The following is a 26,692-nucleotide window of genomic DNA, read 5'->3' as shown; positions in this document are numbered from 1 at the left end:
GACCGAGGCCGGCCCTATTTGATCAACGCGGCCATGATGGCCTTCTGCACGTGCAGGCGGTTTTCGGCCTCATTGATGGCGATGCACTGCGGCGAGTCCATCACGCCGTCGGTGGCTTTCACGTTGCGGCGCAACGGCAGGCAGTGACTGAAGACGCCGTTGTTGGTCAGCGCCATCTTCCGCTCGTCCACCATGAAGTGCTTGTACTGGTCGCGGATGGGCTTTTCGGGCTCCCAGTTGCCGAAGAACGGCAGCGCGCCCCAGCTCTTTGCGTAGACCACGTCGGCGCCTGCATAGGCGCTGTCGATGTCGTGGCTGACGGTCAGCGAACCGCCACTTTCGGCCACGTTCTGCTCAGCCCAACCCATGTAGCGTTCGTCCAGGACGTAGTCCGGCGTCGGGCACAGCAGGGTCACGTCCATCCCCATGCGCGTGGCGATGGTCAGCGCCGAGTTGGCAACCGCGGTGTTCAGCGGCTTGGGGTGGTAGGTCCAGGTGAGTACGTACTTCTTGCCGCGCAGGTCTGACGTGCCGAAGTGCTCCTGCAGCGCGAGCGCATGGGCCAGTTCCTGGCAGGGATGGGTGATGGTCTCCATGTTGATCACCGGCACCGGCGAGTACTTGGCGAAGGACTTCAGCACGATGTCCTCGCGGTCATAGGCCCAGTCGACGAACTTCGGGAAGGCGCGCACGCCGATCAGGTCCACGTAGCGGCCCAGCACCTTCGCCACCTCGGCGATGTGCTCCTCGGTGTCGCCGTCCATCACCGTGCCCAGGTTGAACTCGATGGGCCATGCGTCCTTGCCCGGCTGCAGCACCACGGCATGGCCACCCAGCTGGAACGCGCCCAGCTCGAAGCTGGTGCGGGTGCGCATCGACGGGTTGAAGAACACCAGCGCGATCGACTTGCCCTTCAGCGCATCGCCCAGCTTGTGCTGCTTGTAGAGGGCAGCCTGCGTCAGCAGGGCGTCCAGCTCGGTGCGGCTCCAGTCCTGCGTGTTCAAGAAGTGCTTCATTACGGCATCCTGGTTTCGGGAATGTGGCAAAACGGGCTTCAGAAACGAAAAAACCCAGCCTCTGGCTGGGTTCCGGTGAACAAGCGACGACGTCCGGGGTGCCCAGCTAGATGCAGGATTCCGGTCGACGGGCACGCGACGTCATGCTCGAGGCCTGGCGGGCCGCGCTGTCAGCATGGGCGTGTGCGTTCATCTTCATGGGCGCGAATGCTCGCATGTGCTGCGGCGCAGCGCAAGACTTCTTTCGGCGGGCGCAGGATCAGGGCGTGCTGGCCGATGACTGCAGCGGTGACGTGTAAGGCGCCACGGAAACGCGGATGCGCAGGCGATTGCCAGGATCCTCGGCCAGACGCGAACGGTACTTCACGCCCTTGTAGATGTAGTCCACATCGTAGGCGATGGGCCTCTGGAACTCGCGCTCGACGGGCACCATGCGGCAGTTGACCTTCACCGTCGGGACCGGCGGCGCCACCGGCGGCTCCGCGGCCTCGTCACTGCCGAACCACCCGCGCACGGAGCTGACCATCCTGGACCAGCGACTGTCTTCCTCGACCGGTTGCTCGGGCTTCGGCGCCGGCACTTCGTCACACCGCTGCTCGGTGCGGCTGGCCCGCAGGGTCTGGTACACCGGCTCCACGCTCAATACCTGCGCATAGTCCAGGCGAACGTTCTCCGCCGGGATTACCCGCTCCTGCGCCATGGCGGACATGGCGAACAGCAGGCAGGACAGGAAAAGGGCGGAGCGGAGGCGGTGCATGTGGCCTGAAAGTGGTATCCCGGTGTCACAGTTTAGGGGCCGCGCCTTGAGTGGGGCTGAACATCGGCGCCAAGCAGCCTCACCGACCTCCCATCCCGGCACAGAAGGTAGAATCGACCGGCTCTCCCCTGCCCCGCTTCCATGACCCTGCGCCTGCACAACAACCTCACCCGCCGGGTCGAGGAATTCGAACCTCTCGGCCCCGTCCCCACGATGTACGTGTGCGGGCCCACCGTCTACAACTACGTCCATATCGGCAACGCCCGCGGGCCGGTCGTGTTCGGTGTGCTGGCCGCGCTGCTGCGCCGGCGCTATGGCGCACTGCGCTACGCGCGCAACATCACCGACGTGGACGACAAGATCAATGCGGCGGCGAAGGAACTCGGCGTGGCAATCTCGGCCATTACCGACCGCTACGCCGATGCCTACCGCCAGGACATGGCCGGCCTGGGCGTGACGGCTGAATTCAGCCCGGACATCGAACCGGCCGCCACGGCGCACATCCCGCACATCATCGCGATGATCGAGCAACTGATCGCGGGCGGCCATGCCTACCCTGCGGAAGGCCACGTGCTGTTCTCGGTCGGCAGCTTCCCGGAGTACGGCAAGCTCTCGCGGCGCGATCCGGAAGAGATGCTGGCTGGCGCGCGCGTGGAAGTGGCGCCGTACAAGCGCGACCCCGGTGATTTCGTGCTGTGGAAACCGTCCACCCCGGATCTGCCGGGCTGGGAGTCGCCGTGGGGTGTCGGTCGCCCCGGCTGGCACATCGAGTGCTCGGCGATGGCCGCTGCGCATCTGGGCGAGACCATCGACATCCATGCGGGCGGGGTGGACCTTCAGTTCCCGCACCACGAGAACGAAGTGGCCCAGAGCGAGTGCGCGCACAAGCATGCCGACGGTTCGCACAAGACGTTCGCGCGTTTCTGGCTGCACAACGGCATGCTGAACTTCGGCGGCGCCAAGATGAGCAAGTCGCTGGGCAACATCGAGAAGGTGCACGACCTGTTGCAGCAGCATCCGCCGGAAGCGCTGCGCTACGCGCTGCTCTCCGCGCACTACCGGCAGCCACTGGACTGGTCGGACGCGCTCGTGGAGCAGTCGAAGAACACGCTGGACCGGCTGTACGGCACGCTGCGCGACCTGGGCGATATCAAGGTCGTGCCGCTCACGCCGCAGGTCATCGAGGAGGCGCTCAGCGATGATCTGAACACGCCGCAGGCGCTGGCCGAAGTCGCCCGCATCGCCGCAGATGCCCGCAAGGCGACGACGCCAGAGGATCGGCAGCGCCTGAAAGGCGAGCTGCTCGGCGCCGGCCTCGTGCTCGGCCTGCTCCAGCAGGACCCGGCCGAATGGTTCAGCCGCGGCACCTCCTCCGATGACGATGCGCGCATCCAGGCGCTGATCGACGAGCGCGCGGCCGCCAAGAAGTCCCGCGACTTCGCCCGCTCCGATGCCATCCGCGACCAGCTGGCGGCCGAAGGCATCCTGCTGGAAGACACGCCGCAGGGCGTACGCTGGAAGCGTGCGTGAACCGCTCCTCCCTTCTCCCGACGGGAGAAGGTGGCGCGAAGCGCCGGATGAGGGTTCGACGACATCATGACGCCGGCACCATAAGGACTCCGCCGCACCCTCACCCCAACCCCTCTCCCGATGGGAGAGGGGCTCGAACCGCGGACCTACCAGGACAAGATGACCAACACGATCTTCCCGCTCGAACCCACCGCCGCTGAGGCGCAGGCCGCCATCAAGGACGAATTCGCCTTCTTCGGCGACTGGTCCGAACGCTACCAGTACCTGATCGACCTGGGCCGCAAGCTGCCTGCGTTCCCGGATGAGTGGAAGCGGGAGGAACACCGCCTGCTCGGCTGCCAGTCGATGGTGTGGATCGTGCCCGAGGGCGACGCGGCGAAGCTCGACTTCCATGCCGTCAGTGATTCGGCCATCGTGTCCGGACTGATCTTCCTGGCCTTGCGCGTGTACTCGGGGCGATCGGCAGACGAAATCCTGGCCGCCACGCCCGATTACATCGCCGACATCGGCCTGGCCAAGCATCTCTCGCCCACGCGCAGCAACGGCCTGGCGTCGTTGCTGGCCTTCATCCGCGAGACGGCCGCCAACGCAAAGTGAGCGAAGCCGGGTCCCGCTCCGCCTTCTCGCTGCTGCGCAACCGCGGCTACTCCGCGGTACTGGCCTACCGCATCTGCGCACTGTTGTCGTACCAGATCGTTGCGGTCACGGTCGGCTGGCATATCTACGAACTGACCCGCGATCCATTCTCGTTGGGCCTGGTCGGATTGGCCGAAGTCCTGCCGTTCTTCTGCGTGGCGCCGTTCGCCGGTTATCTGGTCGACCACCTGCCACGACGACGGATCGGCATGGTCGCTTGCGGCGCACTGGCGACCACGGCGGTGATCCTGGTGGCAGTCTCTTCGGGTTGGCTGCCCTTCCAGGGGACGTGGCCCATCTACGCGGCCATCGCGCTGACCGGCATGGCGCGTTCGTTCCTCAGTCCGGTCTACAACGCCCTGTTTGCCAAAGTGCTGCCGCGCGAGGACTTCGTGCGTGCCGCAGGTTTGGGCAGCGTGATCTTCCAGGCCGCGCTGGTCACCGGCCCCGCGCTGGGCGGCCTGCTGGTCGGCTTCGGCGGCAAGACGCTGTCCTACGCGATGGCGGTGGTGTTCGCGCTGATGGCGGCCACCGTGCTCGCGCGGTTGCGCGTGGAAGAACCGGGGCCACCGGCGGTCAGCCTACCCGTGTTCGCCAGCATCGCGCAGGGCGGGCGCTTCGTACTGGGCAACCAGATCATGCTGGGGGCCATGGCGCTGGACATGTTTTCAGTGCTGCTGGGTGGCGTGGTGGCCATGCTGCCGGCTTTCATCCACGACATCCTCCACTACGGACCCGAGGGTCTCGGCATCCTGCGCGCAATGCCGGCGGCGGGCTCGGTCTGTGTCGGCCTGTGGCTGGCGCGCCATCCGCTGCAAAAGCACGCGGGGCGGGTGCTGCTGTTCGCGGTGGCCGGCTTCGGCCTGAGCGTCATCGCCTTCGGCCTGTCGCGCAGCTTCTGGCTGTCGGCGGGGATCCTGCTGTTCTACGGCATGTGCGACGGCGTTTCCGTGGTGGTCCGCTCGACCATCCTGCAACTGTCCACCCCGGACGAGATGCGCGGGCGGGTATCGTCGATCAATGGCATTTTCGTCAGTTCGTCGAATGAACTGGGCGCGTTCTACGCCGGCACGATGGCAAGATTGCTGGGACTGGTGCCTGCCGTGATCGTGGGCGGTTTCGCGATCCTGTCCGTCGCCGGGTTCACCGCGTGGAAGGCGCCGCGGCTGCGGCGGCTGGACCTGCGCGACCTGCAGTAGCCGGCAGCGTTTCTGCCGACCACAAAAAACCCCGCCGAAGCGGGGTTTTCAGTATGCGGATGACGCCGGGCTCAGTCGCCCTGCTGCTTCTGCATGTGTTCCCAGCGTTCCTGGGCATCGATGGTGCGCTCGGCGGTCAGACGAGCTTCCAGGCGATCCAGCCCGATTTCTTCGCCGGTATCGACGCAGTAGCCGTAGTCGCCACCCTCGAGCCGCTTGAGCGTGCTGTCGATCTTGCCGATCAGCTTGCGGTAGCGGTCACGGGTACGCAGTTCCAGCGAGTTTTCGGTCTCGCGGGTCGCGCGCTCGGCCTCATCGCCGATGTCGCGGACTTCATCCTTGAGGTTCTCGATGGTCTGCTTGGATTCCTCGACCAGGTCGGCACGCCACTGCAGAAGACGTTGGCGGAAGTACTCCAACTGCAGCGTGCTCATGTACTCCTCGTCAGGCGAGGGCTTGTAGCCGGTCGGCACGATCGGGCGACCGGTGGCTTCATCGGTCTTGTAGGGCACTTCTTTCACCTTGCCGCGCACGACCGGCGCCGCAGGCCGGGCAGCCACGGCCACCGCAACCTTGCCCACGGGACGGGTGGTGGCGGGACGGGGACTCACGGGGGCTTCGACGGAGGTAGAGGCTTTGGCGTTCTTGGTAGTCGGTTTCGGGACTGGCACAGGCTTCGGGGGGGACGGAACCTTGGCGGCGGGCGCCGGGGCCGGGGCAGCCGCCTTGGGGGCGGGAACCGGCACGGGAGTCTTGGTCGCAGCCGCGGTGGGGGCGGACTTTGCCGGAGCCGGCTTCGGTGCGGGCTTCGGTGCGGGTTTGGGAGCGGGCTTCGCGGCCTTGGCCGGCGCCTTCACTGGAGCCGCCTTGGCGACGGGCGCCTTGGTGACCGGTGCGGGCGCAGGCTTCCTGGCAACTGCGGGCTTGGTTGCCTTGGCAACCGCTTTCTTGACCGGTGCCGCCTTCTTGGCCACCGGCTTGGCAGCCGGCTTCTTCGCAGTCGCCACTTTCTTGGCAACTGGCTTCTTGGCAGCGGGCTTCGGCGCCGCCTTCTTGGCCACCGGCTTGGGAGCCGGTTTCTTGGCGACAGCCTTCTTCACGACAGGCTTCTTGGCGACGGTCTGAGCGGGTTTCTTGGCGGCCTTGGCGGCCTTCTTCGCAGGTTTCTTTGCAGCCACGAACAGCGCTTCCTTGTTCTTCCCGAGCATCGGGAAAGCGCGCTTTTATAGCCTACCCGGGAGGCAGCGGCAACCCGACGCGGTATCATCGGGCCATGCTCGCCCGCCTGCTCATCCTGCTGCTGAAGGGCTACAAGCGCTTCATCAGTCCGCTGCTGGGGCCTCGCTGCCGCTTCGTGCCCTCCTGTTCGGAGTACGCCATGGAGGCCATCGGCCGCTTCGGTCCGCTGAAGGGCGGCTGGCTGGCGGTGCGCCGGATCGGCCGCTGCCACCCCCTCCACCCCGGTGGCTATGACCCGGTCCCTGCCCGGGACGGCGCCGACCTCCCCCACTCCTGCACAGGAAACCACTGATGCCCGCCACCGTCATCGTCAACGCCCGCCTGGTCAACGAAGGCCGCGTCACCGAGGGTGACCTGCGCTTCGAGAATGGCCGCATCGCCCGCATCGCCGCCGAGATCGTGCCCCAGGGCGGCGATACCGTCATCGATGCCGCCGGCCGCTGGCTGTTGCCGGGGATGATCGACGACCAGGTGCATTTCCGCGAACCCGGCATGCCGCACAAGGGCGACATGGCCACCGAATCGGCAGCGGCCGTGGCGGGTGGCCTGACCACGTTCATGGACATGCCCAACACCAGCCCGCCGACGCTGGACGCCGCTGCGCTGGAGGACAAGTACCAGCGCGCCAAGGGCCGCGCCTGGGGCAATTACGGCTTCTACATGGGGGCCAGCAACGACAACCTGGACGCGATCCGCACCCTCGACCCGAAGACCGCGCCCGGCATCAAGGTGTTCATGGGCGCCTCCACGGGCAACATGCTGGTCGACAATCCGGACACACTGGACGCGATCTTCCGCGAGGCGCCCACGCCGATCATCACCCACTGCGAGGACACGCCGACCATCGACGCCAACCTGGCCGCGTTCCAGGCCAAGTACGGCGATGCCCTGTCGGCCGAGCACCATCCGGACATCCGCAGCCGCGAGGCTTGCATCAAGTCGACCCGCCTGGCGATGTCGCTGGCACGCAAGCACGGCACCCGCCTGCATGTGCTGCACATCTCCACCGCCGACGAACTGGCGTTGTTCACGCCTGGCCCGCTGGTGCATGCGGACGGCGCGCGCAAGCGCATCACCGCCGAAACCTGCATCCATTTCCTGCGCTTCGACCGCGCCGACTATGCGGTGCTGGGCAACCTGATCAAGTGCAATCCCGCCATCAAGGACGCCAGCGACCGCGAGGCGCTGATCAGGGCGCTGGTGGACGATGTGATCGACGTGCTGGCCACCGACCACGCGCCGCACACGCTGGAAGAAAAGGAAAAGCCGTACGCGCAGGCACCGTCCGGCCTGCCGCTGGTGCAGTACGCATTGGTCGCCGCGCTGGAACTGGTGCACGAAGGCCGCATGGATGTCGCACGTGTGGTGCAGAAGTTCGCGCATGCGCCCGCGCAATTGTTCGACGTCAAGGAGCGCGGCTATCTGCGCGAGGGTTACTTCGCCGACCTCGTGCTGATCGATGACGAGCCGTTCACCGTGAAGCGTGAGGACGTATTGTCCAAGGTCGGCTGGTCGCCGTTCGAAGGCCGCACGTTCCGTTCCCGTGTCGGCGCCACGTGGGTCAATGGCCGCATGGTCTGGAACGGTGAGCACCTGGTGGGCACACCCGTGGGCCAGCGCCTCGAGTTCTCACGTTGAAGCTGGCGGTCGCGGCGCTGCTCGCCGCTGTCTGTGCCGGCTGGATTCCCCTGGTCGCAGCGCAGGATGCAGCGCCCGCCGCTCCCGCGTCGCAGGAAGAGCGTGTGGTGTTCCCGGGCAGCGTGTCGCAGGGTTCCCTGGTGTTCGGCAAAGTCCCGCCGGGCAGCCAGGTGCGGTATCGCGACCGCCTGCTGCGCACGACGGGCTATGGCACCGTGGTGCTTGGCGTGGGCCGCGATGAAACCGGCCCGCTGCAGGTCTCGGTCACCACGCCCTCCGGCCGCACCGAATCGGTCGACATCACCGTGGCCCGGCGTGAGTGGCCGGTGGAGCACGTCAACGGCGTGCCGCCCAAGACGGTCAATCCCCCGCCGGAGATCGCCGCGCGCATCCAGCGCGAACAGGCACTGGTCACCGCGGCGCGCGCACGCGACGACGAGCGCGCCGACTTCGCCCTGCCCTTCCAGTGGCCGGTGCAGGGCCGCATCAGCGGTCGTTTCGGCAATGCCCGCGTCTACAACGGTCAACCCGGCGCAGGGCACTCCGGCATGGATATCGCCGCCCCCAACGGCACGCCCGTGAAGGCGCCCGCCGGCGGCGTGGTGACCTTCGCCGCCCCCGACCTCTACCTGACCGGCGGCACGCTGTTGCTGGACCATGGCCATGGCATCAGCTCCAACTTCCTGCATCTGTCGCGCATCGACGTGAAGGTGGGGGATCGCGTGGAGCCGGGCCAGGTGATCGGTGCCGTCGGTGCGACCGGGCGCGCGACGGGGCCGCATCTGCATTGGGGGATGAACTGGTTCGATACCCGCATCGATCCCCTGCTCGTCCTCGAACGCGGAAAGTAGACGTCAACGTTCACCACCCGGGTGCGTTGCCACGCGCCACGACCGGCGATCGCCTTCAGTTTCAGGGGGCGCGGTTCGACATCCGCATCGATCCCCTGCTCGTCCTCGAACGCGGAAAGTAGACGCCAACGTTCACCACCCGGGCGCGTTGCGACGCGTCACGACCGGCGGTCGCCTTCAGTTTCAGGGGGCGCGGTTCGACATCCGCCTCGATCCCCTGCTGGTCCTCGCGCGAGGCAGCTAGAGTCGACCGAGGAAACGACTGGCGGGACTGTCCGCCAGATCACGCGGGCGGACCAGCTTGGGATTCGGCCGGCCGACATCGGGCCAGGCGGCCTCAAGCAGCGCGTCAGACGCCTTGAACGTGTCCGCGCCGGCATGCGTCAAGCCCAGTTGCGAACGCAGGGCGGCGATGGATGCATCCAACGCCGGATCGTCCAGTTCCAATGCATCGACCGTATCCCAGACCGGCAACGCCCCGACGACAGTCTCGACGCCGACCGCATTCTGCTCCAGCGTCTTGTGCTTGCGCTTGAGCATTTCCCGTACTTCTTCCTGCAGCTTCCCATAGTCGACATCGGGGAACGGCAGGTCGCTGGACTCGCCAGGCATGATGGGGCGTGCGAGGCGGCCCGCCGGCAGCGCATCGCAGTCGGCAAAGGCCCGGTACGCGAACTCGCTGCACAGCATCCTGCCGGAATCGGCGCGAATCGCATGCTCGGTGGCCTCCCGGATGAGCCAGCGCAACCAGACCGGCAGGTGCCGCGGCTTGCCTCGCAGCGCAACCAGCAAACCGATCGTCACCAGGTCGTCCTGCGCGAACGTCGTGCCAATCAGCGAGCGCGCATGGCGGAGCACCGCCGCGCGATCATCCGCGCTCAACGGCGTGCCATCGGCAGCCAAGGACCGATAGGCGTCGACGAAGACCACCGGCCCCCCGGGCGACAACCGGGCAGCCAATGGACTTTCCTGGACCGCCGGACGGATGCCCTCGATCAGCAGGCCGTTGTCCGATACGAGCGACACATGGCTGTACGGACTGTCCCCGAACCACGCGATCAGCTTGGACAGCTGGCTCTTGCCCAGCATCAGCAGCAGATCGCCGATCTGCAGTTGCTCCACGGGGAAACGTACGGCGGCGGCTTCGTTCACTCAAGCATCTCCGGGTTGCGGGGAAAGGTCGCCTGTCACGCGATCACGGCCTGCGGACTTGCTGGAGTACAGCGCCGTGTCCACGCGCTCCAGCAGGCGTTCAAAGGTTTCGCCAACGCCCAACTGCGCCACGCCCAGGCTGAGGCTGGTATCGATCACGCGACCATCGATGGTCAACGGCCGGTTGTTCACTGCTTCGCGCAGGTGTTCGGCCACGGTCAGCGCGTCATCAAGTGAGGTGCCGGGCAGGATCACCAGCATTTCATCGCCGCCGTAGCGCCCGAGGAAATCGTGCTTGCGCAACTTCCCGCGGGTACGGGTGGCCACGAGCCGCAGACTCTGGTCGCCCACCGGGTGGCCGTGCTCGTCGTTGATCCGCTTGAAGTGGTCGATATCGAAGAACACCACCGACAGCGGCGTGCCACGCACGTGTGCGAGCTCCACTTCGCGCTGCAGTTGCTCGATGATCGCGGTGCGCGACAGTACGCCCGTCAGCATGTCCACGGCGGCGATGCGACTGGCGCGGTCGCGGTCGCGGCGCAACTGCTGCATCTTGTCGGCCAGGCCGACCGTCAGTACCAGACCGGCCAGCGCGAAGCCGAGCGGGAATGCATGTATCAGCCAGGCGGGCCCCACCCACCAGCCGAGCAGTTCGCCCACGCGCGCGGCGGTAAGCGAGATCATCGGGAGCCATGACAGCAGCAGGAAGAACGCCGGGCGCTCGTTGCGCAACGCACCCCGGACGCAGGCCAGCAGTACGCAGGCGGTCGCCACCAGCAATATGAGATTGCCCGCGCGGGGAACCAGCAGGCTGGTACTCGCCAGGGAAGCGAGCATCAGGCCGCCCAGCAACACGTTGCATGCGCGCAGCACGCGCGCGAGAACGGGGCTCCAATGCGCCAGATCCAGATAGAAGGCGAGGAAGGTATTGCTGGCGATCACCGACAGCATGCCGGCTATACGGGACATCCGCGGGTCCGCACCCAACGCATGACCGAATACCTCGATGCTGCGCAGTTCGCCGCCCGCGAGCGCGAGGAACAATGCCTGCGAAAGCAGAGTCAGCGCGAGGAATCCGTAGCTGCGCTCCCCCAGCCCGATGCAGAACCCCAACGCCAGCACCGAGAGTACGCACATCGCGCCCAGGACCATCGCCCGCCATGCCACGTGTTCCAGGTCCTGTCGATGGACATCACGCAAGGACTGGATCGACAGCGGCATCGGCGTGCCGCCCACCGAGATCACCCGCAGGTAGAGGGGCTGGCCGGCCCGGACACCTTCCGGCAACGGGAACGCCAGCGCACGCGCCGAGAACGCGAGGTCGGCGTCCGCGCCGAACAACGCGCGTACGACCGGCGGGCCGTCACTGGTCCAGAGTTCGATCCGATTCTGGTACGGCGCGCGCACCACCAGGTGCGGTTGCAGGCCTGCATCCACGTCCACGGGGCTGACGACGCGCCACCAACGGGGCGATGTCTGGGATTCGAAGATCACGCCATCGCGGGTGCCGGCGGCAAACTGCGCATCCACTTTGCCGGACACGACATCACGCGCCGGCGGATCGGCGTCGAGCCGGGCCAGCGAAAGCGTTTGCGCGGTGGCGGGCATCGCCCACCCGATCAGGCAGAACCAGAGCAACCAGTCTCTGGCCAGGCGCCGTGGATTCCCCATATCCATTCCGCCGAGCGGTTAGCGCCCGAGCTTAGCGCGGATCAGGGCATAAATGTGAAGTGGTGCCGGCCTTGCCGACTGGCGGCCTCAGTCGTTGCTGCCGCTCACGCGGGCCACCGCATCGTGCGGGTGCAGACTCTCGTAGTGCGCCACGGTGGCATCGTAGCGGGCAATGCGGGCGTCACCCGACAGCACCGACGCCACGCGACGCGCGGCGTCTTCGCAGAACATGAGGTTCTCGGCATTGAGGCGTGCAAAGGCCTGCTCGTCCACGCGCTTGACTGCGGTCTGCACCGGGGTGCCGAGCGCGGCTTCGATGGCGTCGATCAGGGCGACAAGGGGCAGCTCGTCGAACTGCGGGCGCAATTCCACCCGCATGCTGGCCCGGCTGCGCTGTGCATGCGGCGTGGCGGCCAGGCCGCGCTCGGAGGCCAGCCAGTCGTGCACCACATTGACCGACAACGGATGCGCAGCGGCGAAATCTCCCGCGAAACGCTCCGCGTTGGCCTGCCGCGACAGCGCCGCCGAAGCCGGACAGGTGCTGGAATACTCGACGGCAAACGACAACGCCAGCACCAGATGGTCGTCGGCCAGCGTGGCTTCGATTTCGACCGGGTAGCGCTTCCAGCCGGCATAGTCGCTTTCCAGCGCCTTCCGCTGCAGCAGTGCTTCGTAACGGATCTTCAGGCGGGCGCTGGTTGCCAGGCCGGCCTGCGACGCCACGCTGTCCTGCAGCAGATGCCGCAGGCCCGCAGGCGTGATCGCTTCACGCGCCAGTCCGTCCTGCAGCTGCAGGTAGAGGCGCGACATGTGGATACCGCGCGCATCCGCGTTGGCCAGGTTCACCGACAGGTCGATGCTGGCGGCCACCTGCAGCTGTCCACCCTGACCGTCCGCGATGCGGACCGGCAATGCGATGTTCTCCATGCCCACCCAGTCCAGCGGACGGCCCAGTGGCACGCGCTGGTGAGCAACATCGGGAAGGTCGGCGCGGGGCGCCTGGGGAAGCGAGGAAGACATCGTCATGCACGGGGGGAGTGGATGCCGCGCATTGTACCCCTTGCCCTGAATCCCTAGATGAAACAGTCCGTTACGACCGTTTCCTGCCCCTATCGCAACGATATGCGTGCTCTTCAGTCGCCGCGCGCGGCGCGCCAGCCTGTGAACAGGAGCGAGGCGCGCGATGGCAGCGCGCCAGGTTCGCTCCGCTGTGCAAGCCGGCGCAGGCGTCCGTGCGCGAAGGCCGATACCAGGCGGCGTTCGCGCGCGCCCTCGCGCAGGGCCCATTGCCCCAGCAGCCAGTCCGCCCAAGCGCGCGCCGCATGAGCGTCGTTTCCGCCCTGCCTGAGCTCCATGGGAATGCCCGCCGTGCCCGCCTCCGCCAATCGCATCGCGAGCGCCTGCGCGACGATGCTGCGTGAAGTGGGCGCGCGGCCCAGCACCCTGGCTTCCACGGCCGAAACCGCATCGCCGTAGCGCGACAGCGCGGCAAGACCCGCATTCCGGTCCAGCGGTTGCGCGCGCGCCTCCGCCAACGTGGGCAGCGCCTCCGCGAGCCTTGCCCAGTCGGCGCGCACGGGTTCGAGGCGCCGGCCGAGCGGATGGCGTGAGCGCCGTCCTGCCCAGCCACGCAGTTCCTCGCCCCACCACGCCAGCTTGGCATCTGCCGGCAGCGGATCGCCGGTGATGTTCAGGGCGTCCTCGAACTCCTGCAGCAGCGCGAACCATGCCACCGCGATGTCGCGTCGCGCGGGCGCGACGAACACCTCGGCCACCGACCACTCGGGCCAACGTGCACGCCATTTGTCGAGAAAGCTGTCGAGGGCGGCGGAGTCGGACATGCGATCAAACCTTGTAGAAGCGACGTAAGTCGCGACCGTCATGCCGGTACCCGCTGGCGACTGAACGCAACACGTTTCTTGTATGCCGGTGAAGTTACCGAGAACGGCAGCCGTGCGGTCGCGACTTACGTCGCTCCTGCAACAAGCCGCTCAGTGGGCCATGCCGACGGTTCGACCAGCGCCACAGGCCATTCGACCATCACGTCCGCCAGCCACAGCGCAGGCTCTTCGTGCGCCTGCCGGTAACCCCACAACGCCGCGATGGACGGCATGCCGGCGGCACGCGCCGACTGGATGTCGCGCTCGTCGTCGCCCACGTACACGCAGTCGGCGATGGCGATGCCGATGCGCTCGGTGGCTACCTGCAAAGGCAGGGGATGCGGCTTCTTTTCCGCCAGCGTGTCGCCTCCGATCAGCACGGCACACCGCGTCTCCCAGCCCAGCTGCGGCAGGATGTCGCGGGCCAGGTATTCGGGTTTGTTGGTCACGATGCCCCACACGCTGCCGGCCTGCTCCAGCGCTCCAAGCATGTCGGCGACACCATCGAAGAGGAGACTGTGGCGACCGAGCTCTTCCTGGTAGATCGCCAGGAATTCAGGCACCAGCGCCTCGCGCGGACCCTGCTCCATGGCGGGGAAGGCAGCGGCCAACATCGCGCGCGCACCCTTGGATACGTGCGGCCGCAGGGTATCCAGTGTCATCGCATCGACACCGCGCGATGCGCGCATCCGGTTCGCGGTGGCCAGCATGTCCGGCGCGCTGTCCAGCAGCGTGCCGTCCAGGTCGAACAGCGCGGCGCGCGGGAATCCCCGCGCCGTCACGGCTTCACCGCACTGGCGAGGTAGTTCACGTCGGTGCGCGAGGTCAGCCGTGCGCGCTGTCTCCATGGTTCATAGGCCAGGCCGGTGACGTCCTGCAGCTGGAAGCCCGCATCGCGCAACCAGCGTGCCAGTTCTGCCGGGCGGATGAATTCCTTGTAGTGATGCGTGCCCTTCGGCAGCAGCCGTGCGATGTACTCGGCGCCGACGATCGCCAATGCGAAGGCGGCCGGCGTGCGGTTCAGCGTGGACAGGAACAGGTGTCCGCCGGGCTTCAGCAGCGTGTTGCAGGCGCGGATGATGGAAGCCGGATCCGGCACGTGCTCCAGCATTTCCATACAGGTGATCACGTCGAAACTGCCGGGACGCTCTTCGGCCAGCGATTCGACGGAACGCAGCTGATAGTCCACCTGCACGCCCGATTCCAGCTTGTGCAGGCGTCCCACCTTCACCAGCTCGGGTGCCAGGTCGATCGCGGTGACATGCGCGCCCTCGCGCGCCAGCGCTTCGCTCAGCAATCCCCCGCCACAGCCGACATCCAGTGCGGTGGCGCCCGGCAGGCGCGCACGGTCACGCACGTACTGCAGGCGGACCGGGTTCAGGGCGTGCAGCGCCTTCTGCGGACCATCGGGGTCCCACCAGCGGTTGGCCAGCGCGCCGAACTTGTCGAGTTCGGCCTGGCTGAAATTGTCGTCGAGGGGCGAAGTCGTGGTTGTCATGCCGCCATTGTAGAGCGGGCTGACCCCGCGAGGCGCCAATTCCGTCGTCCCAGCGAACGCTGGGACCCATCTTGCTCTTGCCTGGAGCAGCATCGGGAACGGCAAACACAACGTCCACATGGATCCCAGCGTTCGCTGGGATGACGCTGTCAAGACAGCCGGATACCGGCGATCCGTTCGCGCCACTGGCGCGCATTGGCGATGACGCCGTCGATGCCCATCTCGACCAGCACGCGCTGCCGCAGCTTCGCCTTGCCGGCGATCCACACATCGCTGACCTGCTGGCGGCCGGTGGCATAGATCAGCTGCGACACCACGTGGTGCAGCGGCTGCGTCTCCAGCGCGGACAGATCCACGCAGACCAGGTCGGCCTCCTTGCCCGGTTCGATCGAGCCGATGCGGTCGTCGAACCCGATCGCCTTCGCTCCCCCCAGCGTGGCCGCGCGCAATGCACTGAACGCGTCCAGTGCCGCGGCATCCTGCGCCACCGCCTTGGCCAGCAGGGCCGCCGTGCGGGTCTCACTGAACATGTCCAGATCGTTGTTGCTGGCGCAACCGTCGGTGCCGACCGCCAAGGTCACGCCTGCACGCTCCAAGGCGCAGGCCGGGCAGAAACCGGAGGCGAGCTTGAGATTGGATTCCGGGCAGTGCACGACACTGACGCCACGCTCGGCACAGAGGTGGATCTCCGCCTCGGTGAGCTGGGTCATGTGAATGGCGATCAGGCGGTCGTTGACCAGCCCCAGCCGGTCCAGCCGCGCGATCGGGCGCTGTCCGTGCTTCTCCAGCGACTGCTCCACTTCCTGTGCGGTCTCGTGCAGGTGCAGGTGCACGGGCACGTCGAGCTGGTCGGACAGCATCCGCACGCGCTCGAAGTTGGCGTCGTTCACGGTGTACGGCGCATGCGGGGCGAACGCGGTCGCGATCAGCGCATCGTCCCGCCACTGGTCGTGCACTTCGCCGGCCTTCTCGAAGTACTCGTCGTCGGATGCCGCCCATGCCGTGGGGAAATCGATCACCGGCAATCCGACGCGGGCGCGGAAGCCATGGCGCTTGTACGTCGCGGCCTGGACATCGGGGAAGAAGTAGTTCTCGTTGACGCAGGTCGTGCCGCCGCGGAGCATCTCGGCGATCGCCAGGGTGATGCCGTCGGCAACGAAGTCCGGACCGATCACTGCAGCCTCGATGGGCCAGATGTGCTGCTGCAGCCAGACCTTCAGCGGCAGGTCGTCGGCGACGCCGCGCAACAGCGTCATCGGGTTGTGCGTGTGCGCATTGACCATGCCCGGGATCAACGCAGCGTCAGGGCGCGCTACCGTCTCGCGCGGCGCGAAGCGCGTGCGCGCTTCGGCGAGCGGGAGGATCGCGACGATGCGGCCGGCGGTGACGGCGACCGCGTGGTCTTCCAGCACGACCCCGTGCGGGACGACCGGCACCACGAAGCCGGCTTCGATCAACAGGTCGCAGGCTTCGGGGGTGCGGTCGCTCATGGGGCCTCGGCTCAGAATCCCAGCGTGTAGGTCAAGCCGATGGCGCCGGCGCCGAACAGCAGCCAGCACAGCAGCATCAACGCCAACGCGCGCCCGTAGTTCAGCCGCGGCACGCTGGGGAACAGCCGCGGCAGGGTCACATTCCAGCAGAGCATCACGCCCAGCGCGGCGATCAGCACGCCGACGGCCCAGACGCCCAGGTAAAGCGCCAGCTGTTCCATCACTTCACGCGGCTGACGTATTCACCGGTACGGGTATCGACCTTGATGATCTCTTCCTGTCCGACGAACAGCGGCACGCGCACGACGGCACCGGTTTCCAGCGTGGCCGGCTTGCCGCCCGTACCGGCGGTATCGCCCTTCACGCCCGGGTCGGTCTCGGTGATCTGCAGTTCGACGAAATTCGGCGGGGTCACCTGGATCGGGTTGCCGTTCCACAGGGTCACCACGCAGTCTTCCTCACCCTTCAGCCACTTTTCGGCGCCGCCCATGCCGGCCTTGTCGGCCTGCACCTGCTCGAAGGTTTCCTGCTGCATGAAGTGCCAGTACTCGCCGTCGGAGTACAGGTACTGCATGTCGGTATCCACCACGTCGGCCGCTTCCACCGAGTCGGTGCTCTTCATGGTGATTTCCTGCACGCGGCCGCTCTTGATCAGGCGGTACTTCACACGGGTGAACGCCTGGCCCTTGCCCGGCTTGACGTACTCCGTGTCGTTGATGATCGCCGGTTCGTTGTTGATCAGGATCTTCATCCCGTTCTTGACGTCGTTCATGCCGTAACTGGCCATGCATGTGCTCCTGGAGTAAGGCGTACCCGCCGCGCAAGGCGGCCGGCCGGATAGAATGGGAGACCCGCCGGACCCGGCGGGTGCTTGTTTTCTGACCCGACATGATAACCGCAGCCCCCGAACCCCGACAGCCCGTCCCGAGGCCCGCACCCCGCTGGCAACAGGCCTGGCGCGATGCCGTGCGCGACCCGCGCGAGCTGCTGTCGTCGCTGGGGTTGGACGCGCTGGCCGGACGCGTCTCGGACGAGGCGGCCGCGCAGTTCCCGCTGCGCGTGCCGCGCGGTTTCGTGGCCCGCATGCGCCATGGCGATCCGCACGACCCGCTGCTGCGCCAAGTGCTGCCGCTGGACGCCGAAATGCGTCCGGCCACCGGCTATGGCCTGGATGCGGTGGGCGATGGCGCGGCCAGGACGGGAACCGGCGTGATCCAGAAGTACCGCGGAAGGGCGCTGCTCGTGGCGACCGGCAGTTGTGCGATCAATTGCCGGTACTGCTTCCGCCGCCACTTCCCTTATTCGGACGAGACCGCGGCACGCGAAGGGTGGCGGGAAGCCGTGGCGCTGATCCGCGCCGACACGGGCGTGGAAGAAGTACTGCTGTCCGGCGGCGACCCGTTGTCGCTGTCGAACGCCAAGCTGGCCGAGCTCACGGACGTGCTGGCGGAGATTCCCCACCTGCGCCGCCTGCGCATCCACAGCCGTCTGCCGGTGGTGCTGCCCGAACGCATCGAAGATGGCCTGCTGGCTTGGCTGGCCGGCCTGCCGTGGCCAGTGACCCTGGTCATCCATGCCAACCATGCCAACGAGTTCGACGACAGCGTCGACGCGGCACTCGGGCGCCTGCGCGGCGCCGGTGTGCACTTGCTGAACCAGGCGGTTCTGCTGCGTGGCGTGAATGACGATGTCGAGGCGTTGGCGGACCTCAGCGAGCGCGGCTTCGCGGCGGGCGTGCTGCCCTACTACCTGCACCAGCTGGACCGGGTGGCCGGCGCGGCGCATTTCGAGGTCGACGACGCGCGGGCAAAGACGCTGCATGCGGCACTGGCCGCCCGGCTGTCCGGGTACCTGGTGCCGAGGCTGGTACGGGAAGTCGCTGGCGATACCGGCAAGCGCCCGCTGTGACCCACCGACGGCAGGCCATGTCCGCATCTGCGACGCCTGCATTGGACTCACCTGCCGCGTTCAGGTATTAAACGCGCACCCCTCGCGGACACGCTGCATGCAGATCGGCAAAGACACCACGCTACGACTGACCCTGGTGGACGACAGCGCGGAGGACGCGGAAGCCATCGTCTCCACGCTGCGCAACGGCGGCATCGCCGTGCGCCCCCTGCGACCGCTCGACGCAGCGGAACTGGGCCAGATGGTGACGGCACAACCCATGGACCTGCTGCTGGCCTCGCGCACGGCCAAGGGCATCCCGCTGGCCACCGTGCTGGGCCAGGTGGATGCCAGCGGCAAGGACATCCCGGTCATCGTGCTGGCCGACGCGATCAGCGAAGCCGAGTTGCTGGCCGACCAGGCCGCCGGCGCGCGCGCGATCGCGCTGCGCGGGCGCCCGGAACACGTGCTGACAGTGCTGCGCCGCGAATGGGCCGACCTGGACGCACGCCGTTCGCAGCGCCGGCTCGAAGGCCAGATGCGCGAGACCGAGCGCCGCTGCGACGCACTGATCTCGTCCTCGCGCGACCCGATCGCCTACATCCACGAAGGGATGCACATCCGGGCCAACGACGCCTACCTTGAAATGTTCGGCTTCGAGTCCTTCGAGGATGTCGAAGGCCTGTCGCTGCTGGACCTGGTGGCCCCGCAGTACGTCAACGACTTCAAGGCCCTGCTGAAGAAACTCAGCAAGGGCGAACCGCCGCCGGCCCGCTTCGAACTGGAGGCGCGCAGCATCGATGGCGACAGTTTCCCGGCCACGCTGGAGTTCGCCACCGCCACCTACGAGAGCGAGCCCTGCGTGCAGGTGGTGTTCCGCCGTCGCGAGGAGTTCGACCCGGAACTGGCGCGTGAAGTCGAAGACCTGCGCCAGCGCGACATGGTCACCGGCCTGATGAACCGCCCCACCTTCCTGCGCGAGCTGGAGAATGCCGTGGCCCAGGTGGCCCGCGGCGAAGACCAGTACGCGCTGCTGCTGATCGAACCGGACCATTACCAGCGCCTGCTGCAGGACATCGGCATCGATTCGGCCGACGACCTCGCAGCCGCGCTCGCGGCGCGCCTGGCGGAAAAGCTCGACGACCAGTGCACCGCCGCACGCTTCGGCGAGCGCACCTTCGCCGTGCTGCTGCGGGGCAACCACGCCCACTCCGCCGCGCTGGCCGACAAGCTGCGTGCTTCGTACGCCTCGCACGTGTTCAACGTGGGCGAGCGTTCGGCCTCGGTCACCGCCAGCATCGGCGGCGTGCAGATCGGCGAGAAGATCGCCAGCATCGGCCAGGTGCTCACGCGTGCCACCGACTGCCTGCAGACCGCCACCAACCTGGGCGGCAACCGCTTCGAGATCTTCGACCCCGGCGCCGTGGACCGTGCCGAGGAAGAGCGCGTGCAGAACTGGATCAAGCGCCTGCAGGAAGCCCTGCAAGACGGCAGTTTCCGCCTGCACTTCCAACCGGTGGTGAGCCTGCAGGGCGAACCCGGCGAAGTCTACGAGGCGCTGCTGCGCCTGGAGTCCAATGGCGAAACCGTGCTCCCGCAATCCTTCATCGGGATCGCCGAGGACAACGGCCTGCTCGATGCCATCGACCGCTGGGTGGTGCACCGTGCCATCGAGGTGCTGGCCGAGCGCAAGCGTGCCGGCCACGACACCCGCCTGGTGGTGAAGGTCAGCCCGGCCTCCTTCGCCGACAACCGCCTGCTCGACCTCATCGCCCGGGAACTAGCCGCACATGACGTGCCCGGCAGCCGGCTGTGGCTGCAGACGCCCGAGGCCAAGGTCTTCACCCACCTCCGCCAGGCGCAGGCGTTCCAGTCGGCGGCGGCCAAGCTGGGCTGCCAGGTGGGCCTGGAACATTTCGGCGCGGGCCTGGATTCGTTCCAGTTGCTGTCGCACTTCCAGCCGACCTTCCTCAAGATCGACCGCGTCTTCAGCGAAGACCTGGGCAAGAACACCGAGCACCAGCAGAAGATCCGCGAGATCGCCGAGCGCGCACAGGCGCTGGGCATCCTGACGGTGGCGGAACACGTGCAGGACGCCGCCACCATGGCCTTCCTGTTCACCGCCAGCCTGGACTACGTGGAAGGCAACTTCCTCGCAGCACCCGGCCCCGCGATGAATTACGACTTCAACTGACATGGCGACTCCCTCTCCCCGCAAGTGGGGAGAGGGGGACTGCCTCGCCGTGCGTGTGCCTTGAAGAAACCGACGCGCTTGTATCCTTCTCCCCGCCTGCGGGGAGAAGGTGCCCGAAGGGCGGATGAGGGGCGCACTTGGCGCCGATCTTTCCGAAGCGCAGCGACCGCAGGTTGATCGAATACTGGATGTCCGCGGAAAACTTCCTCCTCCTGCTGCGCCTGAATCAAGTCAGTTGCTCTCCCTACCGTGCAGGAAGAAGCAAGCAAAAAAAACCCGCCAGAAGGCGGGTTTTTTTTAAGGTTCACTCCCTGGTCGCTCAGGCCATCGTGCCCTGCTGCGCGCGCAGGGCGGCGATGCGCTGCTCCAGCGGCGGGTGGCTGAGGAACAGCTTCTTCATGCCCTGGCCGATGCCACCGGCGATGCCGAAGGCCTCCACCTGCGCCGGCAGCGTGCTGGGACTGTGCTGCCGACCCAGGCGCTCCAGCGCAGCGATCATCTTCTGGCGGCCGGCCAGCGTGGCGCCACCATGGTCCGCACGGAATTCGCGGCGGCGCGAGAACCACATCGCGATCATCGTCGCGAACAGGCCGAACACCACTTCCAGCACCATCACGATGATGTAGTAGCCGAAGCCGCGTCCACCGCCCTCGCGGTTGCCCGACAGGAAGCCATCGACGATGCCCCCCACCACGCGGGCCAGCACGATGACGAAGGTGTTCAACACGCCCTGCAGCAGCGCCATGGTCACCATGTCGCCGTTGGCGACGTGGGAGATCTCGTGGCCCAGCACCGCTTCGGCTTCGTCCTGGTTCATCGAACGCAGCAGCCCCGTGGACACCGCCACCAGCGCATTGTTGCGGTTGGCACCGGTGGCGAAGGCGTTGATTTCCGGTGCGTCATAGACCGCGACTTCCGGCATCCCGATGCCGGCGGCCTGCGCCTGGCGCTTCACGGTGGCCACCAGCCAGCGCTCCAGGTCGTTGCGCGGCTGTTCGATCACCTGCGCGCCGGTCGCGCGCTTGGCCATCCACTTCGAGGTGAGCAGCGAGATCAGCGAACCACCGAAGCCGAACACGGCCGCCATCACCAGCAGGCCGCCCATCTGGTTGGGATTGACGCCCAGCAGGGACATCACGAAGCCCGCCAGCACCAGCACGGCCAGGTTGGTGGCCAGGAACAATGCAACACGCGTGAACAAGGTTTGTATCTCCGGGGGACGTGCACAGACAGACGCTAACGTCGCAGAATTGTGGCTGCCGCCCCGCGAATTCAAGCGGCTTGCTGACTGTGCGGTTCAGTTTTCCTCCCTCTTCCGACGAATGACCACGACCGATCCCTCCCCCGTGTACCGCGGGCGCTTCGCGCCTTCGCCCACCGGCCGCCTCCACTTCGGTTCGCTGGTGGCTGCGCTGGGCAGCTGGCTGCTGGCCCGCCACCATGGCGGCGAGTGGCTGGTACGCGTGGAAGACCTCGATCCGCCGCGTGAAGTGGCCGGTGCCGCGCAGGCGCAACTGGACACGCTGGCCGCGTTCGGCATGGCATCCGATGCGCCCGTGGTCTGGCAAAGCACGCGTCACGACCTGTATGCCCAGGCCCTGTCGCGCCTGGTCGCAGAGGGCCTGGCCTTCGAATGCCACTGCAGCCGGAGCGCGCTGGCCGACGCGGGTGGCATCCATCGCGCCTGCATGGCGAACGACGCCCATCGCATGCCGGCCGTGAGGTTGCGGGTGCCCGATGGCGCCCATGTCGCGTTCGAAGACGGCTTGCAGGGCACGGTGCAGCAGGCGGTCGACCGCGAGGTCGGCGATGTCGTCCTGCGCCGCGCCGATGGCTTCTGGGCCTATCAGTTGGCCGTGGTCGTGGATGACGCCGACCAGGGCATCACCGACATCGTGCGCGGGGCGGACCTGCTGGACTCCACCCCGCGCCAGATCCTGTTGCAACGCGCGCTGGGTCTGCCCACGCCGCACTACCTGCACCTGCCGCTGATCGTCGATGCGCAGGGACAGAAGCTGTCCAAGTCGATGGCGTCGTTGCCCATCGACGATGACGACCCGCTGCCCGCGTTGCTGGCCGCCTGGCAGGCGCTGGGCCAGCCGGTGGAGACGCTGGCGGGCATCGGCAACATCACCGGCGCGATGCAGGCCGCCAGCCGCGGATTCCGCCCCGAACGCCTGCCGAAAGTGACCTGCATGACCTTCGCTGCATCGCACAACAAGCCTGTCGCGGGCGCTGTCTAGAATCGGGTGGCCGTCGGCTTGCGGCGGTACAAGGAGATTCCCCACATGACATCGCGCGTCGTCCTGGTCACCGGCGGCACCGGAGGTATCGGTACCGCCATCTGCAAGAAGCTGGCGGACATGGGCCACAAGGTCGCCACCAATTACCGCAATGAAGAAAAGGCCCTCGCCTGGCAGGCGCAGATGAAGGCCGATGGCTACGAGATGACGCTGGTCAAGGGCGACGTGACCTCGCCCGACGAAGCACAGGCGATGGTGAAGGAGCTCGAACAGACGCTCGGCCCGGTCGAAGTGCTGATCAACAACGCCGGCATCACCCGCGACGGCACCTTCCACAAGATGTCCTCGTCGCAGTGGGGCGATGTCATCAACACCAACCTCAACTCGGTGTTCAACGTCACCCGCCCGGTGATCGAGGGCATGCGCGACCGCAAGTGGGGCCGCATCATCCAGATCAGCTCGATCAACGGCCTGAAGGGCCAGTACGGCCAGGCCAATTACGCCGCCGCCAAGGCCGGCATGCACGGCTTCACCATTTCGCTGGCGCGCGAGAACGCCAAGCTCGGCATCACCGTCAACACGGTGTCGCCCGGCTACGTGGCCACCGACATGGTGATGGCCGTACCGGAGGAAGTCCGCGCGAAGATCGCCGCCGACATTCCCACCGGCCGCCTCGGTAAGCCCGAGGAAATCGCCTACGCGGTGGCCTTCCTGGTGGACGAACAGGCCAGCTGGATCACCGGCTCCAACCTGGACATCAACGGCGGCCACCACATGGGCTGGTGAGGTTTGGGCGGTGCCATCGGCGCCGCCCTGCCCGCTCCACGCGGCCTGCGCCGCGCATCCCATCCACCGCATGCTGCGCAGCATTTTTTCCTTGGCTGAACAGGGGCTCCCTGCCTTGTGGCCTGTTGCAAGGGCTGCTGCGCTGCGTCATGCTGACTCATACGCGTTTAGAGTGAATGCTCAATGGCTGCGATCCGCATCATCAAGAAGTACCCCAACCGCCGTCTGTACGACACCGAGATCTCCAGCTACATCACCATCGAGGACGTGCGCCAGCTGATCGTCGATGGCGAGGATTTCGAAGTCCGCGACGCCAAGAGCGGCGACGACCTGACCCGCACCGTGCTGCTGCAGATCATCAGCGAGCAGGAACAGGACGGCGAACCGGTACTGTCCACCCAGCTGCTCAGCCAGATCATCCGGTTCTACGGCGATTCGCTGCAGGGCTTCATGGGTAACTACCTGGAGCGCAGCATGCAGTTGTTCATGGAACAGCAGCAGCAGTTCCGAAGCCAGATGGGCAGCATGCTGGGCCAGACGCCGTGGACCATGATGAACCAGCTGACCGAGCGCAACATGGAGTTGTGGCAGGAGTTCCAGCGCAACCTCAGCGGCGGCATGGGCCGCCCGACCACGGTCAAGCCGAAGGATCCGCCGCGCGAAACGCCGAAGACGCGCGCGCGCTGAACCACTCCGTAGTGAAACCCGGCCCGCGCCCCGTTGCGCGGGCCTTTTTTTGACCTCGCGACACAGGGATTCCGCATGACGCAACGCATCGCCGTGGTAACCGGCGGCCTGGGGGGACTGGGCCTGGCGATCTGCCAGGCATTGGCGCGCACCGGCCGCAGAGTGGTCGCCGCCGACCTGCCCGCCTCCGGCGAACAGCTCGACCGTTTCCACGCGCAGACCGCCGGGCTCGATGTCGAAACCGCCACCGTCGACGTGGCCGACTTCGATGCCTGCGCCGCACTCGTGCGCGATGTCGAAGCCCGCCACGGTGCACTCGACATCCTGGTCAACAATGCCGGCATCACCCGCGACGCCACCTTGCGCAAGATGGACAAGGCGCAGTGGGACGCCGTGATCGGGGTGAACCTGGACAGCGTGTTCAACCTCTGCCGCCATGCCGTGGACGGCATGCAGGCGCGTGGGTTCGGACGCATCGTCAACATCAGTTCGGTCAGCGGCCAGACCGGCAACTTTGGCCAGGTGAACTACGCGGCGGCGAAGGCCGGCCTGCACGGCTTCTCGATGTCGCTCGCGCGCGAAGTGGCGCGCAAGGGCGTCACCGTCAACAGCGTCTCGCCCGGTTACGTGGAAACGCCGATGACCAGGGCGATGCCCGATGACGTCCGCGACCGCACCGTCGCCGCGGTGCCGGTGGGCCGCATCGGCCAGCCGGACGACATCGCGCGCGCGGTCGCCTTCCTCACCGCCGACGATGCCGGCTACATCACCGGCGCCAACCTGCCCGTCAACGGCGGCCTGTTCATGAGCTTCTGAACAGGAAGCCGCGTCCCCGTCTTCCCGCTCCCTGCGAATCAACACGCACTTTCGACAAGGAATCCCGCATGAAACTGACCCCTCCCACCTTCGGCGTCTGGCTGATCGCCCTGCTGCTGGGCACCGGCGGCATCGCCGCGAAGTTCGGCTACGTGCCGGTGCTGGCCCCGCATGCGTTCTGGCTGGTAGTCGCCGGGTTCGCGCTGCTGGTGGTCTCCACGTTGTTTGCCAAGCTCTGAGCAACCGGGCCATGCTCCCGGCGTCGCTCGTCGGGAGCCGTCCGTGGAACTGATCGCGTGGTTGCTGGGTGAGGCGTGGGCAAAGCCCCGCCTGCTGGTTCCCCTCCTGCTCGGGATCGGCGCCGGCGCGGGCCTGTACCACCTGACCGGCAAGCAGCCTTCGTCCGCCGCGATGGCCGCGGGCTGTGCGCTGCTGGGCCTGCTCATCGGCTTCGTGCTGGAATACCTGCGCGAGCCTCCACGCGATACGACGGACTGACCGCTACTCCATCTCGAAGCGGTCGAACGCGATCTCCAGCGTCTCGAACAACGTATCCGCCACGGTCGCATCCATCGGCGAGGTACGGTAGGCCGCAGGGCGCGCACGCAGGAAGCGCCAGCGCAGCACCGGGTTGCCCTGCTCGTCCAGCAGCGTCACGCTGATATCGCGCCGCGCGTCGCCGCCGTTGCGCGCTTCGTCCCACCACTGATACCACGACAACGAACCGGTCACGCCACGACGCAGCACGAGATCGTCGTAGCGCGTCAGCGTGGACAGCTTCATCGATTCGCCGGTCTTGTCGTTCCCGCTGCGGTACTCGTTGAGCTGCAGCCGCGCATCGGGGAACACCACCTCGGCCACGCCACTGCCGGGACCGTCGTCACCGGTGCCGAGGTCGACGAGGAAGTTCATTCCGGGATAGGGGCGATCACGTACGTTGGGCATGGCGGGGGTTCCCAGGGTGAGAGGAATGCCGGCCACCGGACAGGAACCGGCGCCGCTCCCTTGGGCAACGTGCGGACGTGCCGCCAGCGGTCAGCGGCAGGCCGCCGGAGACCGCTTGCCGATGCCGGTATCCGGACGTTCACCGCTCGAAGCCCACCCCAGGCCATTCCCCCACGCAGGCAGGCATCGCCCGCCGCCGCGCACGGCCCGGCGGCTTGCGCGCACGCGTGCGAACGTGACGCATGAACCCGGAACGTTCATCCGCGACACCCGGAGGCTTGCGCGCCAGGCGCCGGGACTCGGCACCCAAGCCTCGGGAGGCCGTGGACAAGGCTAAATGTGAGACCCGTGGGGCGAACGACCCCGGCGTGCGACCCGGACCGTCCCGCGCGCGAGCCTCGGCGCCTTGCGGCGGCGATCGGAAATGCGATTTCGCAAGGCATCGAGACCTGCACGCGAGGTGCGGGTGGCGTGCGCACGAACGTGGCGCGTTCATGCGTGGCATCGGCACGCCTGCGCGCAAGCCTCGAGGGGTTGCGCGCAGGTTTCGGGGCCTCGCGTGCCACCTCCGCGCGCT

At 67.1% G+C, this 26,692-nt stretch carries 28 protein-coding genes; 14 read left to right on the top strand and 14 right to left on the bottom strand.

Annotation, left to right across the window (positions count from 1 at the left end; translation table 11 throughout):
• Positions 1-14: 14 nt before the first annotated feature.
• Complete coding sequence (locus IB223_RS07200) at positions 15-1,016, bottom strand: N-acetylornithine carbamoyltransferase (protein WP_192200912.1); 1,002 nt, start codon at positions 1,014-1,016, stop codon at positions 15-17.
• Positions 1,017-1,275: 259 nt separating this feature from the next.
• Positions 1,276-1,773, bottom strand: coding sequence for a hypothetical protein (locus IB223_RS07195; RefSeq protein WP_192200911.1), 498 nt, complete (start codon positions 1,771-1,773; stop codon positions 1,276-1,278).
• Positions 1,774-1,914: 141 nt separating this feature from the next.
• Between IB223_RS07195 and cysS the strand changes: the two genes are divergently transcribed.
• The 3 genes from cysS to IB223_RS07180 all read left to right on the top strand — a co-directional run bounded on the left by cysS (position 1,915) and on the right by IB223_RS07180 (position 5,138).
• Positions 1,915-3,303: a cysteine--tRNA ligase gene (gene cysS / locus IB223_RS07190; RefSeq protein WP_192200910.1), complete on the top strand. Its 1,389-nt coding sequence runs from the start codon at positions 1,915-1,917 to the stop codon at positions 3,301-3,303.
• 159 nt (positions 3,304-3,462) lie between these two features.
• Positions 3,463-3,900 carry a SufE family protein gene (locus IB223_RS07185; protein WP_192200909.1) on the top strand — a complete coding sequence of 146 codons (438 nt, stop codon included), beginning with the start codon at positions 3,463-3,465 and terminating at the stop codon, positions 3,898-3,900.
• Positions 3,897-5,138 carry an MFS transporter gene (locus IB223_RS07180; protein ID WP_192200908.1) on the top strand — a complete coding sequence of 414 codons (1,242 nt, stop codon included), beginning with the start codon at positions 3,897-3,899 and terminating at the stop codon, positions 5,136-5,138. Before IB223_RS07185 ends, IB223_RS07180 begins: the two co-directional genes overlap by 4 nt.
• A 71-nt stretch (positions 5,139-5,209) precedes the next feature.
• On the opposite strand, the gene dksA is transcribed toward IB223_RS07180, so the two are convergent.
• Positions 5,210-6,316, bottom strand: coding sequence for an RNA polymerase-binding protein DksA (gene dksA / locus IB223_RS07175; RefSeq protein WP_192201286.1), 1,107 nt, complete (start codon positions 6,314-6,316; stop codon positions 5,210-5,212).
• A 95-nt stretch (positions 6,317-6,411) separates the two neighbouring features.
• On the opposite strand from dksA, the gene yidD reads away from it, so the two are divergent.
• From yidD to IB223_RS07160, 3 genes are read left to right on the top strand one after another with little or no spacing between them, the layout of a single operon-like run.
• Entirely contained in the window at positions 6,412-6,669 is a 258-nt protein-coding gene (gene yidD, locus IB223_RS07170; RefSeq protein WP_192200907.1) for a membrane protein insertion efficiency factor YidD, read from the top strand.
• Positions 6,669-8,015, top strand: coding sequence for a dihydroorotase (locus IB223_RS07165; protein WP_192200906.1), 1,347 nt, complete (start codon positions 6,669-6,671; stop codon positions 8,013-8,015). Before yidD ends, IB223_RS07165 begins: the two co-directional genes overlap by 1 nt.
• 44 nt (positions 8,016-8,059) lie before the next feature.
• Positions 8,060-8,866 carry a M23 family metallopeptidase gene (locus tag IB223_RS07160; protein WP_343227176.1) on the top strand — a complete coding sequence of 269 codons (807 nt, stop codon included), beginning with the start codon at positions 8,060-8,062 and terminating at the stop codon, positions 8,864-8,866.
• A gap of 240 nt (positions 8,867-9,106) precedes the next feature.
• Here IB223_RS07160 and IB223_RS07155 read toward each other — a convergent pair whose 3' ends face one another.
• From IB223_RS07155 to efp, 9 genes are all read right to left on the bottom strand, one after another.
• Positions 9,107-10,018 carry a hypothetical protein gene (locus IB223_RS07155; RefSeq protein WP_192200905.1) on the bottom strand — a complete coding sequence of 304 codons (912 nt, stop codon included), beginning with the start codon at positions 10,016-10,018 and terminating at the stop codon, positions 9,107-9,109.
• A complete protein-coding gene (locus tag IB223_RS07150; protein ID WP_192200904.1) occupies positions 10,019-11,689 on the bottom strand; it encodes a diguanylate cyclase in 1,671 nt (556 codons plus the stop codon).
• A gap of 87 nt (positions 11,690-11,776) precedes the next feature.
• Entirely contained in the window at positions 11,777-12,715 is a 939-nt protein-coding gene (gene folE2, locus IB223_RS07145; RefSeq protein WP_192200903.1) for a GTP cyclohydrolase FolE2, read from the bottom strand.
• Between the two features lie 107 nt (positions 12,716-12,822).
• Positions 12,823-13,530 (bottom strand): phytoene/squalene synthase family protein, encoded by a 708-nt coding sequence (locus IB223_RS19020; protein WP_192200902.1) that lies wholly within the window; start codon positions 13,528-13,530, stop codon positions 12,823-12,825.
• Positions 13,531-13,655: 125 nt separating this feature from the next.
• Positions 13,656-14,351 carry a phosphoglycolate phosphatase gene (locus tag IB223_RS07135; protein ID WP_343227151.1) on the bottom strand — a complete coding sequence of 232 codons (696 nt, stop codon included), beginning with the start codon at positions 14,349-14,351 and terminating at the stop codon, positions 13,656-13,658.
• On the bottom strand, positions 14,348-15,067 hold the full coding sequence (ubiG, locus tag IB223_RS07130) for a bifunctional 2-polyprenyl-6-hydroxyphenol methylase/3-demethylubiquinol 3-O-methyltransferase UbiG (RefSeq protein WP_192200900.1): 720 nt from the start codon (positions 15,065-15,067) through the stop codon (positions 14,348-14,350). The genes IB223_RS07135 and ubiG overlap by 4 nt, the downstream gene beginning before the upstream one ends.
• A 149-nt stretch (positions 15,068-15,216) precedes the next feature.
• Positions 15,217-16,557, bottom strand: coding sequence for a TRZ/ATZ family hydrolase (locus IB223_RS07125; protein WP_192200899.1), 1,341 nt, complete (start codon positions 16,555-16,557; stop codon positions 15,217-15,219).
• Between the two features lie 11 nt (positions 16,558-16,568).
• On the bottom strand, positions 16,569-16,778 hold the full coding sequence (locus IB223_RS07120) for a hypothetical protein (RefSeq protein ID WP_142125174.1): 210 nt from the start codon (positions 16,776-16,778) through the stop codon (positions 16,569-16,571).
• Positions 16,778-17,344 (bottom strand): elongation factor P, encoded by a 567-nt coding sequence (efp, locus tag IB223_RS07115; RefSeq protein WP_192200898.1) that lies wholly within the window; start codon positions 17,342-17,344, stop codon positions 16,778-16,780. The genes IB223_RS07120 and efp overlap by 1 nt, the downstream gene beginning before the upstream one ends.
• Before the next feature lie 101 nt (positions 17,345-17,445).
• Between efp and epmB the strand changes: the two genes are divergently transcribed.
• Together epmB and IB223_RS07105 are read left to right on the top strand one after the other, a co-directional pair.
• A complete protein-coding gene (epmB, locus tag IB223_RS07110; protein ID WP_192200897.1) occupies positions 17,446-18,465 on the top strand; it encodes an EF-P beta-lysylation protein EpmB in 1,020 nt (339 codons plus the stop codon).
• Between the two features lie 97 nt (positions 18,466-18,562).
• Positions 18,563-20,638 carry an EAL domain-containing protein gene (locus IB223_RS07105; RefSeq protein ID WP_192200896.1) on the top strand — a complete coding sequence of 692 codons (2,076 nt, stop codon included), beginning with the start codon at positions 18,563-18,565 and terminating at the stop codon, positions 20,636-20,638.
• A gap of 319 nt (positions 20,639-20,957) precedes the next feature.
• Here IB223_RS07105 and htpX read toward each other — a convergent pair whose 3' ends face one another.
• Positions 20,958-21,839, bottom strand: coding sequence for a protease HtpX (htpX, locus tag IB223_RS07100; protein WP_192200895.1), 882 nt, complete (start codon positions 21,837-21,839; stop codon positions 20,958-20,960).
• Positions 21,840-21,960: 121 nt separating this feature from the next.
• Here htpX and gluQRS point away from each other — a divergent pair, with 121 nt between their 5' ends.
• From gluQRS to IB223_RS07070, 6 genes are all read left to right on the top strand, one after another.
• Positions 21,961-22,881 carry a tRNA glutamyl-Q(34) synthetase GluQRS gene (gene gluQRS, locus IB223_RS07095; protein ID WP_192200894.1) on the top strand — a complete coding sequence of 307 codons (921 nt, stop codon included), beginning with the start codon at positions 21,961-21,963 and terminating at the stop codon, positions 22,879-22,881.
• 45 nt (positions 22,882-22,926) lie between these two features.
• Positions 22,927-23,667 carry an acetoacetyl-CoA reductase gene (phbB, locus tag IB223_RS07090; protein WP_192200893.1) on the top strand — a complete coding sequence of 247 codons (741 nt, stop codon included), beginning with the start codon at positions 22,927-22,929 and terminating at the stop codon, positions 23,665-23,667.
• A 183-nt stretch (positions 23,668-23,850) separates the two neighbouring features.
• Positions 23,851-24,354: a polyhydroxyalkanoate synthesis repressor PhaR gene (phaR, locus tag IB223_RS07085; protein ID WP_142125167.1), complete on the top strand. Its 504-nt coding sequence runs from the start codon at positions 23,851-23,853 to the stop codon at positions 24,352-24,354.
• Between the two features lie 75 nt (positions 24,355-24,429).
• A complete protein-coding gene (gene phbB, locus IB223_RS07080; RefSeq protein WP_192200892.1) occupies positions 24,430-25,170 on the top strand; it encodes an acetoacetyl-CoA reductase in 741 nt (246 codons plus the stop codon).
• Positions 25,171-25,238: 68 nt separating this feature from the next.
• Positions 25,239-25,409, top strand: coding sequence for a hypothetical protein (locus tag IB223_RS07075; protein WP_192200891.1), 171 nt, complete (start codon positions 25,239-25,241; stop codon positions 25,407-25,409).
• Positions 25,410-25,452: 43 nt separating this feature from the next.
• Positions 25,453-25,668 (top strand): hypothetical protein, encoded by a 216-nt coding sequence (locus IB223_RS07070; RefSeq protein ID WP_192200890.1) that lies wholly within the window; start codon positions 25,453-25,455, stop codon positions 25,666-25,668.
• Positions 25,669-25,671: 3 nt separating this feature from the next.
• Here the strand turns inward: IB223_RS07070 and IB223_RS07065 are convergent, their stop codons facing one another.
• Complete coding sequence (locus tag IB223_RS07065) at positions 25,672-26,115, bottom strand: phage tail protein (protein WP_192200889.1); 444 nt, start codon at positions 26,113-26,115, stop codon at positions 25,672-25,674.
• Positions 26,116-26,692: the final 577 nt, after the last annotated feature.

It is taken from the genome of Pseudoxanthomonas sp. PXM03, from assembly GCF_014852005.1.
GTDB lineage: Bacteria > Pseudomonadota > Gammaproteobacteria > Xanthomonadales > Xanthomonadaceae > Pseudoxanthomonas_A.
This window is presented reverse-complemented; position numbering and strand designations above follow the sequence as displayed.

Coding starts and splice junctions, on each gene's coding strand:
- IB223_RS07200 (WP_192200912.1), bottom strand. CDS start 1,016: ATGAAGCACTTCTTGAACACGCAGGACTGGAGCCGCACCGAGCTGGAC.
- IB223_RS07195 (WP_192200911.1), bottom strand. CDS start 1,773: ATGCACCGCCTCCGCTCCGCCCTTTTCCTGTCCTGCCTGCTGTTCGCC.
- cysS (WP_192200910.1), top strand. CDS start 1,915: ATGACCCTGCGCCTGCACAACAACCTCACCCGCCGGGTCGAGGAATTC.
- IB223_RS07185 (WP_192200909.1), top strand. CDS start 3,463: ATGACCAACACGATCTTCCCGCTCGAACCCACCGCCGCTGAGGCGCAG.
- yidD (WP_192200907.1), top strand. CDS start 6,412: ATGCTCGCCCGCCTGCTCATCCTGCTGCTGAAGGGCTACAAGCGCTTC.
- IB223_RS07165 (WP_192200906.1), top strand. CDS start 6,669: ATGCCCGCCACCGTCATCGTCAACGCCCGCCTGGTCAACGAAGGCCGC.
- IB223_RS07150 (WP_192200904.1), bottom strand. CDS start 11,689: ATGGGGAATCCACGGCGCCTGGCCAGAGACTGGTTGCTCTGGTTCTGC.
- folE2 (WP_192200903.1), bottom strand. CDS start 12,715: ATGACGATGTCTTCCTCGCTTCCCCAGGCGCCCCGCGCCGACCTTCCC.
- IB223_RS19020 (WP_192200902.1), bottom strand. CDS start 13,530: ATGTCCGACTCCGCCGCCCTCGACAGCTTTCTCGACAAATGGCGTGCA.
- ubiG (WP_192200900.1), bottom strand. CDS start 15,067: ATGACAACCACGACTTCGCCCCTCGACGACAATTTCAGCCAGGCCGAA.
- IB223_RS07125 (WP_192200899.1), bottom strand. CDS start 16,557: ATGAGCGACCGCACCCCCGAAGCCTGCGACCTGTTGATCGAAGCCGGC.
- IB223_RS07120 (WP_142125174.1), bottom strand. CDS start 16,778: ATGGAACAGCTGGCGCTTTACCTGGGCGTCTGGGCCGTCGGCGTGCTG.
- efp (WP_192200898.1), bottom strand. CDS start 17,344: ATGGCCAGTTACGGCATGAACGACGTCAAGAACGGGATGAAGATCCTG.
- epmB (WP_192200897.1), top strand. CDS start 17,446: ATGATAACCGCAGCCCCCGAACCCCGACAGCCCGTCCCGAGGCCCGCA.
- IB223_RS07105 (WP_192200896.1), top strand. CDS start 18,563: ATGCAGATCGGCAAAGACACCACGCTACGACTGACCCTGGTGGACGAC.
- gluQRS (WP_192200894.1), top strand. CDS start 21,961: ATGACCACGACCGATCCCTCCCCCGTGTACCGCGGGCGCTTCGCGCCT.
- phbB (WP_192200893.1), top strand. CDS start 22,927: ATGACATCGCGCGTCGTCCTGGTCACCGGCGGCACCGGAGGTATCGGT.
- phaR (WP_142125167.1), top strand. CDS start 23,851: ATGGCTGCGATCCGCATCATCAAGAAGTACCCCAACCGCCGTCTGTAC.
- phbB (WP_192200892.1), top strand. CDS start 24,430: ATGACGCAACGCATCGCCGTGGTAACCGGCGGCCTGGGGGGACTGGGC.
- IB223_RS07075 (WP_192200891.1), top strand. CDS start 25,239: ATGAAACTGACCCCTCCCACCTTCGGCGTCTGGCTGATCGCCCTGCTG.
- IB223_RS07065 (WP_192200889.1), bottom strand. CDS start 26,115: ATGCCCAACGTACGTGATCGCCCCTATCCCGGAATGAACTTCCTCGTC.